The sequence below is a fragment of the Streptomyces sp. NPDC060205 genome (assembly GCF_042728395.1).
Lineage (GTDB): Bacteria > Actinomycetota > Actinomycetes > Streptomycetales > Streptomycetaceae > Streptomyces.
The window spans coordinates 16,433-29,414 of record NZ_JBHWZP010000003.1 but is presented as its reverse complement, the minus strand read 5'-3'; the positions used below and the strand labels follow the sequence as shown (position 1 = coordinate 29,414).

Sequence of the window (12,982 nt, the reverse complement as noted above, 5' to 3'; positions counted from 1 at the left end):
GGTGAGGCTTTTCGGGCCGTCCCGTGCCCTTTGAGGGCGCCTCATTCTCCCATCACGTTCCGGGGTGGTAACCGCACGCTGCGTCCAGGTCGAAAACTCGTCGTAGTGTTTCCGTAACACCAATGGTGTTTTCTGGCAGATTGGAGTACTCCGGTCCGGCGTGGGGTGAACGCAATGACGGTGGAACAACTCCCGGACCAGGTACGGGAGTTCGCGCACTACCTCAACGGCCTGCTGTCCCGGCTCGATCAGGGCGGCGGCTGGTGCGGTGTGTTCTGGCAGCGCGACCCCGACGGGATGCGGGCCTGCCTGGACGGCTGGGAAGTGCCGCCCTGGGACGTCGTGGAGGCCATCCTCCAGGATCTGGGCGCCGAGTACGGCGACCGGGCCGCGGCGCAGGAGAGCGAGCGGGCCAGGGTCCTGCACGCCGCCTCCCTCGCCGCGTACGACGCCCGGCCCGGCGGCCGTGATGCTCTCGGCGACCGGCTCGACGTCATGCTCCGCGAACAGCGTTACGCCGCCGAACGGCTCTCGGAGCTGGGGCGTTCGCTTCCCGCGGCCACCACCCAGGAGGAGGGCGACTCCCTCCGTCTCGATCTGGCCTGGGCCCGCGACGACCACGAGCGTGCGACCGCCCGTTGCGCCGAAATCCGCTCCCGTATCGACGCGTTGGACCGGCGCGTGAGGGACGCGCACGCCGGGGGCGGGAACGACGGCCGTGACCCCGTCCGCACGCCCGGCCAGGCAGCCGGCCCGGGCGTGCGGCGTTCGGCGCCGGACGAGGACGACTGGCCCGGCCTCTGGCGCGACGCGTCCGCGGACCGGGCCGCACGGCAGGACGCGGCGGCCCGTCCCGGCCTGCACGAAGCCCCCGGCGCGCACGAGGCCCCCGAGGTGCCTGACGCGCATGACGTGCATGACGCTTCCGAGGTGTCCGGAGCCGCCGAGCACCCTGCCCCTCCCGAAGCCCCCGCGCCCAAGCAGCGCTCCAAGCGCCGCCTGAGGGGAGGCGCGCGGGGCAGCGCCCGTTTCGCCGGCATGACGGACGCGAACACGGACGGGAACATGGCTGCGCACACGGGCGCGGGCGCCGGTACGGGGTCAGGTGCGGACGCGGGCACGGCAGGGGGCGAGGGCAGCCCCGTACCCCCTGTTCCGGGCGTGTCGCGGCCCGCGGACCACACTCCCCGCGGCGCCCGGTTCGCCGGAGGCGTCGAGGCGAGCGGGGGGCAGCGGGCGCCGCGGCGCGAGCCGTTGGACGACGAGGCGCGGCGGACCACCGTCGAGACCGTCGCCACGCTGGTCCGGCTGCGGGGCGAAGGCCGGACCGGCGAGGCGCACGCCGTGCTGGTCGAGGCCGCGCACTGGCCCGCCGCCCGCTTCCCGCTCCTCGCCGCCGAGCTGCACCGTGCCGGACTCGACGCCGACTGGGCCTCCCTCCTGTGGGAGGCGGTCTCGCTGCCCGCCGACCGGCTGGTCGCCGCGGCCGACGCGCTGGTGGCCGCCGGACGCACCGCGGACGGCCGGCAGATGCTGCGCCAGGGCGTCGCACGCCCCGCCCCCGAGATAGGCGAGGCGGTCCTGGGCCTCGTCGAGGAGGGGCGACACCGAGAGGTCCGCGCGCTGCTGGACGCGTACGTCCGCGTCCGCACCCCCGAGGAAGCAGCCCGCAGCATCGACGCCGACCCGCAGTTCCTCGCCCCGCTCCTCCTGGAGGCGGCGCGCGAGGTCTCGGAGCAGCGCTACTGGGATCTGATCCACGCCCTGCGCGTCGCCGGCTACACGGCCTGAGGCGCCGGACGCCGTCCCGCTCACCCACAGGGGTGTGAAACATGATCGACTCCGCCGGTTAACGACGATGGTCTTGCCCAGGGCAGCGCCGAGGCTTACTTTCAGGGCTCTACGCCCAGTGTCTACGGGCGTAGAAGCTCTCTGACGTCACGTCGAAGGAGCAGCTCATGGCCCACGTCGTACGCGCCGCTCTGGTCCAGGCCACCTGGACCGGCGACACCGCATCCATGGTCGCCAAGCACGAGGAGCACGCCCGCGAGGCGGCCCGTCAGGGCGCGAAGATCATCGGATTCCAGGAAGTCTTCAACGCCCCCTACTTCTGCCAGGTCCAGGAACCCGAGCACTACCGCTGGGCGGAACCCGTACCGGAAGGACCGACCGTCACCCGGATGCGGGAGCTCGCCCGCGAGACCGGCATGGTCGTCGTGGTCCCGGTCTTCGAGGTCGAACAGTCCGGCTTCTACTTCAACACCGCCGCGGTCATCGACGCCGACGGCACGTATCTCGGCAAGTACCGCAAGCACCACATCCCCCAGGTCAAGGGCTTCTGGGAGAAGTACTACTTCAAGCCGGGCAACCTCGGCTGGCCCGTCTTCGACACCGCGGTCGGCAAGGTCGGCGTCTACATCTGCTACGACCGCCACTTCCCCGAGGGCTGGCGGCAGCTCGGCCTGAACGGCGCCCAGCTCGTCTACAACCCCTCGGCGACCTCCCGCGGCCTGTCCGCCCACCTGTGGCAGCTGGAGCAGCCGGCCGCGGCCGTCGCCAACGAGTACTTCATCGCCGCGATCAACCGGGTCGGCGAGGAGGAGTACGGGGACAACGACTTCTACGGGACGTCGTACTTCGTCGACCCGCGCGGCCAGTTCGTCGGCGAGCCCGCGAGCGACAAGAGCGAGGAACTCGTCGTCCGCGACCTGGATCTGGACCTGATCGAGGAAGTGCGGCAGCAGTGGGCGTTCTACCGGGACCGCCGCCCCGACGCGTACGAAGGGCTGGTGCAGCCGTGACCGAGGACCTGCTGGGCCGTCACCGGGCCGTGCTGCCCGACTGGCTCGCCCTCTACTACGCGAACCCGATGGAGATCACCCACGGCGAGGGCCGCCACGTCTGGGACGCCGCGGGCACCAAGTACCTCGACTTCTTCGGCGGCATCCTCACCACGATGACCGCGCACGCCCTGCCCGAGGTCACGAAGGCCGTCAGCGAGCAGGCCGGACGCATCAACCACTCCTCCACGCTCTACCTGAACCGGCCGATGGTCGACCTGGCCGAGCGGATCGCGAAGCTGTCGGGCATCCCGGACGCGCGCGTCTTCTTCACCACCTCGGGCACCGAGGCCAACGACACCGCGCTGCTCCTTGCCACCGCGTACCGCCGCAGCAACCAGATCCTGGCGATGCGCAACAGCTACCACGGGCGTTCGTTCAGCGCGGTCGGCATCACCGGCAACAAGGGCTGGTCACCGACCAGCCTGTCACCCCTCCAGACGCTGTACGTGCACGGCGGCGTCCGCACCCGCGGCCCGTACGCCGGTCTCGACGACGCCGCCTTCGTCGCAGCCTGCGTCGCCGACCTGGAGGACCTGCTCGGGCACGTCCGCGCGCCCGCCGCCCTGATCGCCGAACCCGTCCAGGGCGTCGGCGGCTTCACCTCACCGCCGGACGGCCTGTACGCGGCGTTCCGCGAGGTCCTCGCCGCGCGCGGCATCCTGTGGATCGCCGACGAGGTGCAGACCGGCTGGGGCAGGACCGGCGACCACTTCTGGGGCTGGCAGGCCCACGGACAGCACGGCCCGCCCGACCTCCTCACCTTCGCCAAGGGCATCGGCAACGGCATGTCCATCGGCGGGGTCGTCGCCCGCGCCGAGATCATGAACTGCCTCGACGCCAACTCCATCTCCACCTTCGGCGGCACCCAGGTCACCATGGCCGCGGGCCTCGCCAACCTCACGTACCTCCTGGAACACGACCTCCAGGGCAACGCCCGCAGGGTCGGCGGACTGCTCATCGAGCGACTGCGCGCCGTCGCCGAACAGCTTCCGGGCGTACGGGAGGTCCGGGGCCGCGGACTCATGATCGGCGTCGAGCTGGTCAGGCCCGGCACCGACGAGGCCGATCCCGACGCGGCGGCGGCCGTGCTCGAAGCGGCCCGCGCGGAAGGCCTGCTGATCGGCAAGGGCGGCGGTCACAGCACCAGCGTCCTGCGGATCGCCCCGCCCCTGTCCCTCACCGTCGCGGAGGCCGAGGAGGGCGCCGCGATGCTGGAGCGCGCCCTGCGGAGCGGTCTGCGGCGCTGAGCCGCTGAGCCGCTGTCAGCCCCGGCCGGCGTCGGCTCCGAGGAGTGTTCGGCACCGCGAGATTGAAGGTTCGCCCTGATGACGACCGCCTCGGAACCCGCCCTGTCCGTCCGGCAGATCCTCGCCCTGGAACGGGTGCTCGCCGGAGAGCCCGAGGTGGTGGCGGGCGCGGGCCAGCTCGACCGGCCCGTGCGCTGGGTGCACGTCGCCGAGGCCGCCGACGTCGGGGTGATGCTCAGCGGCGGCGAGATGGTCCTCACCACCGGTGTGCTGCTCGCGGGCGACCGGGAGGCGCAGGCCGAGTACATCCGCTCCCTGCACCGCGCGGAGGCCTCGGCCGTCGTCCTCGGACTCGGCCGGGCCTTTCCCGCGCCGCCCGAGGTGATGCGCAGGGCCGCCGAGCGGTGCGGGCTGCCGATGGTGGTCCTGCACCGCCCGTTCCCCTTCGCCGAACTCACCGAGGAGGTCCAGTCCCGGCTCGTACGGCGGAAGTTCGCGGCCGTCAGCCTCTCGGAGGCCGTACGGACCGCGCTCACCGGACTCATCACGGCCGGCGCCCCGCTGCAGCGGCTGCTTGACGAGATCGCCGGTCACAGCGCCTGCCCGGTGGTCGTCACCAACCTCGCCCACCGGGTCCTCGCCACGGCGGGGGAGCGGTCCGCCGTCGACGACGTGCTGCGCGACTGGGAGCGGATCGCCCGGCAGGCGGGCGGCAGCGAGGGCGACGGCTGGGTCCGCGCCGAACTGGGCGGACGCGGCGAGCACTGGGGCCGCATCGTGCTCTGCGGCTACCGCGGCGACACCGCCACCGGGCGGCTCCTGGCCGACCGCGCCGCCGAGGCGCTCGTCCTGCACCGGATGCTCGGCGGCCCCGCGCACTCCTGGGAGGAGCAGTCCGCGCAGAGCCTGCTCACCGACCTCGTCTCGGGAGCCGTACCGGCCCGGCACCTGCTGCCCAGGGCCCGCGCGGCCGGACTGCCGGTCAACCGGCGGACGTTCGTGCCCCTGGCCGTACGAGGCGCGGGAGCGGCCCGACTGGCGCGCGTGCTACGGCTGTTGGGCCTTCCCGGGCTCGTCGCCGAACTGGCGGACGGGGTCACTGCCGTCCTGCTGAGCCTCGCCAGGGACCAGGACGCCGAAGCCCTCGCCGCACACTTCGCCACCCGGCTGCGTACGGAACCGGACGGCGGTGTCGCGGGCGGACAGGAGCTCGCGGCCGTCGTCGCCGCCGCGGACGCGCGCACCGGCTGGGACGACGTGCCCGCGGGGCTGCGCGAGGCCCGGCACGTGGCCGACTCGGTGGCCGAGAGCCCGGCCGACCTGGATCTGCCGGCCGTGGTGCGGCTGCGGGACGTACATCTGCGCGGGCTGGTACGGCTGTTGCGCGACGATCCGCACGTCCAGTCCTTCGCGGAAAGGGAGTTGGACGGGCTGCTGTGCGGCGCCGACGCGGAGGCTGAGCTGCTGCCGGTGCTGCGGACGTATCTGGCCACCGGCCGCAACAAGTCGCGCACCGCGCAGCTCCACCATGTCTCGCGGCCCGCGCTGTACCGGCGGCTCGAATCCATAGAGGCGCGGCTCGGGGTCGACCTCGACGACTTCGAACAGGCCGCCTCCATCCACATCGCCCTCCTCGCGCACGACGCGCAACAACGCTGAAACATGCAACGACCTGGGAAAACGGTGGTGAAACATGGGCCTTGGCAAGGGTGACACCGTGGAACGCCACACGCCCGCAGACGTGACACGTTGCAACTCAAAGTCCCTCCTACGGCTTCCTAAGCTCGCCGGACACCCAGCGACCGGAGGTCCCGATGAGCAGAGTGATCCGCGCCGCCGTCTTCCAGACCGCATGGACGGGCGACAAGGAATCGATGATCCAGGTCCACGAGCAGGCGGTCCGCGACGCCGCAGCCCAGGGAGCTCAAGTCCTCTGCTTCCAGGAGCTGTTCTACGGCCCGTACTTCTGCCAGGTCCAGGACAAGGCGTTCTACGAGTACGCCGAGCAGATCCCCGAGGGCCCCATCGTCCGCAGATTCCAGTCCCTGGCAGCCGAGTTGGGCATCGTCCTCGTCCTGCCGATGTACGAGGAGGAGCAGCCCGGCGTCCTCTACAACACCTCGGCGGTGATCGACGCCGACGGCTCGTACCTCGGCAAGTACCGCAAGCACCACATCCCGCAGGTCGAGGGGTTCTGGGAGAAGTTCTACTTCCGTCCCGGCAACAGCGGCTGGCCCGTCTTCGACACCGCGGTCGGCAAGGTCGGCGTCTACATCTGCTACGACCGGCACTTCCCGGAGGGCTGGCGCGCCCTGGGGCTCGCCGGGGCCGAGATCGTCTTCAACCCCTCGGCCACCTCGCGCGGTCTGTCCGCCTACCTCTGGCAGCTGGAGCAGCCGGCCGCGGCCGTCGCCAACGAGTACTTCGTGGGCGCGATCAACCGTGTGGGCGTGGAGGAACTGGGCTCCAACGACTTCTACGGCACCTCGTACTTCGTGGACCCGGAAGCACAGTTCGTCGGGGAGGTGGCGAGCGACAAGGAGCCCGAACTCGTCGTCCGCGACCTGGACATGGACAAACTCCGCACGGTCCGGGACCGCTGGCAGTTCTACCGCGACCGCCGCCCGGACGCGTACGAGCCCCTGACGGCCCCGTGAAGGTCTCCCCGGCCGGGGCCCCGTAAGGGACGCGGGGAACTGCGCGACCAGCCACACGCGACCCGCACTGTGTCGACCGCCCCACCCCGGGGGTCCCCGTCGGGACAGACAGGAGAGGAACACATGAGCAGCCGTACAGTCATCCGCGGTGGTCTGGTCATCACCGCGTCGGACGAACTGCACGCGGACGTCCTCATCGAGGACACCCGCATCGCCGCGATCGCGGCAACCGGCACCTCCGCCGCGGACGCCTGGACCGCCGAGCGGACCATCGACGCCACCGGCAAGTACGTGATCCCGGGCGGAGTCGACGCCCACACCCACATGGAGCTGCCCTTCGGCGGCACCTTCGCCTCCGACACCTTCGAGACCGGCACCCGCGCCGCCGCCTGGGGCGGCACGACCACGATCATCGACTTCGCGGTCCAGAGCGTCGGCCGCTCCCTGCGCGAGGGCCTCGACGCCTGGAACGCCAAGGCCGACGGCAAGTGCGCCATCGACTACGGCTTCCACATGATCGTCTCCGACGTCAACCAGGACACCCTCAAGGAGATGGACCTGCTGGTCGAGGAGGGCGTCACCTCCTTCAAGCAGTTCATGGCCTACCCCGGCGTCTTCTACAGCGACGACGGCCAGATCCTGCGCGCCATGCAGCGCTCCGCCGAGAACGGCGGCCTGATCATGATGCACGCCGAGAACGGCATCGCGATCGACGTGCTCGTGGAGCAGGCACTCGCCCGGGGCGAGACCGACCCCCGCTACCACGGCGAGGTCCGCAAGGCCCTCCTCGAAGCCGAGGCCACCCACCGCGCCATCAAGCTCGCCCAGGTCGCGGGCGCCCCGCTGTACGTCGTGCACGTCTCGGCCACGGAGGCCGTCGCCGAACTGGCACGGGCCCGCGACGAGGGCCTGAACGTCTTCGGCGAGACCTGTCCGCAGTACCTGTTCCTGTCGACGGACAACCTCGCGGAGCCGGACTTCGAGGGCGCGAAGTACGTGTGCTCGACCCCGCTGCGGCCCAAGGAACACCAGGCCGCCCTGTGGCGGGGCCTGCGCACCAACGACCTCCAGGTCGTCTCCACCGACCACTGCCCCTTCTGCTTCACGGGCCAGAAGGAGCTGGGCCGGGGCGACTTCTCGAAGATCCCCAACGGTCTGCCGGGCGTCGAGAACCGGATGGACCTGCTGCACCAGGCCGTGGTCGACGGGCACATCTCGCGCCGCCGCTGGATCGAGATCGCCTGCGCGACCCCGGCCCGGATGTTCGGCCTGTACCCGAAGAAGGGGACGATCGCGCCGGGCGCCGACGCGGACGTCGTCATCTACGACCCGCACGCCGAGCAGATCATGTCCGCCGAGACCCACCACATGAACGTCGACTACTCGGCGTACGAGGGCAGGCGCACCACCGGCCGCGTCGAGACGGTCCTGTCGCGCGGCGAGGACGTCATCACCGACCGGAAGTTCACCGGCCGCGCTGGGCACGGCATGTACACACCCCGCTCCACCTGTCAGTACCTCCTGTGACTGCCAGTACCTCCTCAGAACCCTTTCCGAGCGACCAGGAGTGGCGCATGGACTTCGGACTCGTCCTGCAGACAGACCCACCTGCCTCCCGCGTCATCAGCCTGATGAAGCGGGCCGAGCGCAACGGCTTCACGTACGGCTGGACCTTCGACTCCGCCGTGCTCTGGCAGGAGCCGTTCGTGATCTACAGCCAGATCCTGTCCCACACCACGAAGCTGAAGGTCGGCCCGATGGTGACGAACCCGGGCACCCGCACCTGGGAGGTCACCGCCTCGACCTTCGCCACCCTCAACGACATGTTCGGCAACCGCACGGTCTGCGGTATCGGCCGCGGCGACTCGGCGATGCGGGTGGCGGGCCGCAAGCCCAACACCCTCGCGCGGATCAGCGAGGCCATGAAGGTCATCCGGGCGCTGGGGCGCGGCGACGAGGCCGACCTCGGCGGCACGGTGATCAAATTCCCGTGGATCAAGCCGGGCGCCGAACTGCCCGTCTGGATGGCCGCGTACGGGCCCAAGGCCCTGAAGATGACCGGCGAGGAGGCGGACGGGTTCATCCTCCAGCTCGCCGACCTGTATCTCACCGAGTACATGGTCAAGGCGGTGAAGACGGCGGCGGCCGAGGCCGGCCGCGACCCGGCGGACGTCAAGATCTGTGTCGCCGCGCCCGCCTATGTCACCGAGGACGACTCGCCCGAGGCGCTCGCCCACGCGCGGGAGCAGTGCCGCTGGTTCGGCGGCATGGTCGGCAACCACGTCGCCGACCTGGTCTCCAAGTACGGCGAGCACTCGGCCGCCGTCCCCGACGAACTCACCGACTACATCAAGTCCCGTGAGGGCTACGACTACTCCCACCACGGGCGCAGCGGAAACCCCGACACCCGGTTCGTGCCCGACGAGATCGTCGACCGGTTCTGTCTGATCGGCACCGCCGAGCAGCACATCGAGAAGCTGAACGCCCTGCGGGAGCTGGGCGTCGACCAGTTCGCCCTGTACGACATGCACGACGCGCAGGAGGAGGTCATCGAGGCGTACGGATCGACGGTCATCCCCGCCGTCAACAGCTGACGGTCATCCTCCGCCGTCGACTGTCGACGGTCATCCTTCGCGGTCAGCCATTGACGGTCGCGCGCGCCGTCGACGGTTGACGGTCGCCCGACGCCGTCGACTGTTGACGGCACCCCGAGTACTCCACCCGCACGGCCTTTCCCGTCCCACCTCATTGATTGGCCTGCTCATGACCGAAACCGTCCCCACGGGGCCACCGATATCCCAGTCCGCCGACACCGAGGGGCGGATCGAACTCAGCCCCGGGGCCTTCCCCGCGAGCAGCCCCTTCGCCAACGAGGATCTGCGTCCCGTCCCGGTCGCCGAGCGCAAGTGGACGACGTACAACTTCGCGGCGCTGTGGATCTCCATGGCGCACTGCATTCCCAGCTGGACCCTGGCCTCCGGTCTGGTCGCCCTCGGGATGGACTGGAAGCAGGCCGTCTTCACGATCGCGCTGGCCAACGTCATCGTGCTGCTGCCGATGCTGGCCACCGGACACGCCGGACCCAAGTACGGCATCCCCTTCCCCGTCCTGGCCCGCGCCTCCTTCGGGCTGCGCGGGGCCAACGTCCCGGCGCTGATCCGGGCGGCCGTGGCCTGCGGCTGGTTCGGCATCCAGACCTGGATCGGCGGCAGCGGCATCTTCGCCCTCGGCTCCAAGCTGACCGGCGGGGAGTGGGAGAAGGCCGGGCAGATCGCCGGCAACCCCTGGCCGCTGTGGCTGTGCTTCCTGCTGTTCTGGGCCGTGCAGATCGCGATCATCTACCGCGGTATGGACTTCCTGCGGCGCTTCGAGAACTGGGCCGCGCCCGTCGTGATCGTCGGCGCGTTCGTGCTGTTGATCTGGATCGCCGTCAAGGCCGACGGTTTCGGCGCGCTGCTCGACCAGCCCTCGAAGCTCGGCTGGGGCCCCGACTTCTGGACGGTCTTCTTCCCCGCCCTGATGGGCATGATCGGCTTCTGGGCGACGCTGTCCCTGAACATCCCCGACTTCACCCGCTTCGGCGCCAGCCAGAAGGCGCAGACCTGGGGACAGAGCCTCGGGCTGCCGACGACGATGACGCTCTTCGCGATCCTCGCCGTGCTGGTCACCTCCGGCTCGGAGGCCGTCTACGGAGAGGCCATCTGGGACCCGGTCGCCCTCGCCGCCAAGACGGACAGCGCCTTCGGACTGCTCTTCGCGCTCTTCATCGTGCTGATCGCCACGATCTCCGTGAACATCGCGGCGAACGTGGTCTCACCGGCGTACGACCTGTCCAACCTGGCGCCCAAGTTCATCAACTTCCGTACCGGGGCGCTCATCACGGGTGTCATCGGCATCCTGATCTTCCCCTGGAAGCTGATCTCCACCCCGGAGTTCTACATCTTCACCTGGCTCGGAGTGGTCGGCGGGCTGCTCGGCACGGTCGCGGGCATCCTGATCGCCGACTACTGGATCGTCCGCCGTACGGTCCTGCACCTCGCGGACCTCTACACGCCCGGCGGACGCTACTGGTACACCAACGGCTGGAACTGGCGGGCGGTGCTGGCCTTCGTGATCGGCGGTGTCCTGGCCGTCGGCGGCTCGTACTCGAACGTCGACGACAAGGGCGCGAAGCTCGGCCCGTTCCCCGTCGACGGACTCATCCCGTTCCTCAAGCCGCTCGCGGACTACGGCTGGGCGGTCGGCGTCGCCTCGTCGCTCGTCCTGTACGTCGCCCTGATGGCACCCGTGGCACGGGCCGAACGGGAGGAGGCCGTGCGCAAGGCCACCTGACGGGGCCGGCCGCGCCGGGAGCCGCCCGCTACCTGGCGGCCTCCAGCGCGGCCATCCCCTCCTTGGCGGCCTTGATCGCGCCCTTGTTGATCTCGTCCGTGGCGGGCGCCTTCTTCGTCTCGAAGTTGCTGCCGTTGTACGTCACGACCACCAGGGCGTTGGACGCGCGGACGATCACCATGCCCTCGCGGGTCTGCTGCTTGTCGTCGGTGGTGAGGTTCACCACCGAGTACGCCTCGTCGCCGACGCCGGGCACCTCACCGCCGCCGCTCTTCTCCTTGGTGCGCTGCTTGTACGCGGCGAGGGCGGTCTCGTCCGACTTCTTGATCTCGTACGAGATGTCCAGCCAGCGGTAGTCGAACGACTTGAGCGCGTTCCAGGAGCAGGTGCGGCGCAGCGACTCGTCGGTCGAGGGGATCTCCTTGCCGGCCGTCTTGGCGCCGGGCACCAGCGCGCTCACCGTCTTCTTCGTGACGCCCTCGCAGGGCGCGGGGGAGTCGCGGTAGGTGCGGACCGCGGCGGCGGTCGCGGGCGCCGACGGGGATCTCTCGCCGTCGGGGGCGGCCTTCTTCTCCGTGGCCGCAGGCGCGGCGAGCGGCCCGGACGACAGCGCCCAGCCCGCCGTGGCAAGCACGACGACCGGCGCCAGACGCGCGGTGAGAGCGAGAGGAAGAGATCGCACGGCGCACATTTCGTGGGGGACGGTGCGGAGGGGTCCGCACTGCGGACGGGACGCCAGTGTCACACGCGTCGCTGTGGGGCGGAAGTGCGAACTCGCTCCGTGCCCGCCCGTGTCCGCGCGGTGACAGTACTTACTGCGTCACCTGGCCCACGGAGTCGCCCACCGCGGCCTGAAGGGGCAGCGCGCGCTCGATACGGTCCACGGCGGTGAACGCCCCGTACGCGATCAGCTCGACCAGGCAGTGGTCCGTGTACGGCGGCTTCTTCCAGGCGGCCACGTCCTCGTCGGTGATCCGGTACGGAGCCAGCGCGGCCAGCAGCGCCAGCCGCGCCCCGGGCCGGTCCGCGCGTCCCGGCAGGGCGTCCCAGACCACCGGTTGATGCGTCCCGTCCCAGAGCGCGACCGTGTCCTGTACGAGCTGCTGGTCGGCCTCGGTCAGCAGCGCGGAGCCCGCCATGGCCGTGGCCCGCAGTGCCGCGTAGGCCGGGCCGACCGTCGTGCCGGCCGCCCAGGCAGGGCCGGGGCCCGCGTCGCCGTCGAGGAGGGCCAGGCTCGTGCCCGGGACGAGCCGCCGGCGCACGGTCCTCGCCACGGAACGGCCGACGAGGCTGCGGACCGGCCTGAACCGCTGGACGTTGCCCGGCAGCAGGTTCTCGGTCAGCAGGGCCGAGACGATCCGGTTGATGAAGTGGAAGGACAGAGCGGTGCCCACGTACGCGGCGGTGTGCCGGACGAAGAACGGCAGCGGGGTGAGGTCCGCACTGCCCGGCACCCGGGTCGCCTCGCCCCAGGCGACCATGCGCGCCTGGGCCTCCCTCTCCGGGGCCTTGCCGCGGGCCAGCCGCTCCGCGAGGGCATGGTCACCGGTCGCGTGCAGCAGGAGGGTGTGCGCGTCCACGCAGACCGGGCACTTGTTGGCCCGGGACACCCCGAACGCGGCCAGTTCCTTTCCGGTGCGGCTGCCCTCGCCCGCGAGCAGCGACTCCCGCATCAGCGCCCAGGCGGCGGCCATCAGTTCCGGCGAGGAGGACAGGACGACGAAGGTGGAGGCGTTCTCGATGCCGAAGTCCTCCGCGAGCTGCCGGTACACCTCGGCGGTGCGGCCGGTGGCGGACCTGGGCGGCAGGGGATCGGTGTGCCGGAAGGGCGCGGTCGTGAACGGCGCGGTCGTGAACGGCGAAGTCAGGAAGGCTGGGGTCATGGGGAGAACCCTGGCTCCCC

The 12,982-nt window shown here is 70.8% G+C and carries 10 protein-coding genes; 8 read left to right on the top strand and 2 right to left on the bottom strand.

The genetic code is table 11. From position 1 onward, the window contains the following. The first annotated feature begins 174 nt into the window (after positions 1–174). The 8 genes from ACFWGJ_RS00970 to ACFWGJ_RS00935 all read left to right on the top strand — a co-directional run bounded on the left by ACFWGJ_RS00970 (position 175) and on the right by ACFWGJ_RS00935 (position 11,079). Positions 175–1,791 (top strand): hypothetical protein, encoded by a 1,617-nt coding sequence (locus tag ACFWGJ_RS00970; protein WP_387320091.1) that lies wholly within the window; start codon positions 175–177, stop codon positions 1,789–1,791. A gap of 167 nt (positions 1,792–1,958) precedes the next feature. Further along, positions 1,959–2,801, top strand: coding sequence for a nitrilase-related carbon-nitrogen hydrolase (locus ACFWGJ_RS00965; protein WP_387320090.1), 843 nt, complete (start codon positions 1,959–1,961; stop codon positions 2,799–2,801). Continuing rightward, positions 2,798–4,090: an aspartate aminotransferase family protein gene (locus tag ACFWGJ_RS00960; RefSeq protein ID WP_387320089.1), complete on the top strand. Its 1,293-nt coding sequence runs from the start codon at positions 2,798–2,800 to the stop codon at positions 4,088–4,090. The genes ACFWGJ_RS00965 and ACFWGJ_RS00960 overlap by 4 nt, the downstream gene beginning before the upstream one ends. 78 nt (positions 4,091–4,168) lie before the next feature. Continuing rightward, entirely contained in the window at positions 4,169–5,749 is a 1,581-nt protein-coding gene (locus ACFWGJ_RS00955) for a PucR family transcriptional regulator (protein WP_387320088.1), read from the top strand. A gap of 155 nt (positions 5,750–5,904) precedes the next feature. After that, the gene (locus ACFWGJ_RS00950; RefSeq protein ID WP_387320087.1) at positions 5,905–6,747 is read left to right on the top strand and encodes a nitrilase-related carbon-nitrogen hydrolase; all 843 of its coding nucleotides are present in this window, start codon (positions 5,905–5,907) and stop codon (positions 6,745–6,747) included. 123 nt (positions 6,748–6,870) lie between these two features. Then, positions 6,871–8,274, top strand: coding sequence for a dihydropyrimidinase (hydA, locus tag ACFWGJ_RS00945; RefSeq protein ID WP_387320086.1), 1,404 nt, complete (start codon positions 6,871–6,873; stop codon positions 8,272–8,274). Between the two features lie 47 nt (positions 8,275–8,321). Then, positions 8,322–9,341 (top strand): TIGR03842 family LLM class F420-dependent oxidoreductase, encoded by a 1,020-nt coding sequence (locus ACFWGJ_RS00940; protein ID WP_387320085.1) that lies wholly within the window; start codon positions 8,322–8,324, stop codon positions 9,339–9,341. 169 nt (positions 9,342–9,510) lie between these two features. Next, entirely contained in the window at positions 9,511–11,079 is a 1,569-nt protein-coding gene (locus ACFWGJ_RS00935) for an NCS1 family nucleobase:cation symporter-1 (RefSeq protein WP_387320084.1), read from the top strand. A 28-nt stretch (positions 11,080–11,107) separates the two neighbouring features. On the opposite strand, the gene ACFWGJ_RS00930 is transcribed toward ACFWGJ_RS00935, so the two are convergent. Then, a complete protein-coding gene (locus ACFWGJ_RS00930) occupies positions 11,108–11,770 on the bottom strand; it encodes a hypothetical protein (protein WP_387320083.1) in 663 nt (220 codons plus the stop codon). Positions 11,771–11,891: 121 nt separating this feature from the next. After that, on the bottom strand, positions 11,892–12,962 hold the full coding sequence (locus ACFWGJ_RS00925) for a carboxymuconolactone decarboxylase family protein (RefSeq protein ID WP_387320082.1): 1,071 nt from the start codon (positions 12,960–12,962) through the stop codon (positions 11,892–11,894). Positions 12,963–12,982: the final 20 nt, after the last annotated feature.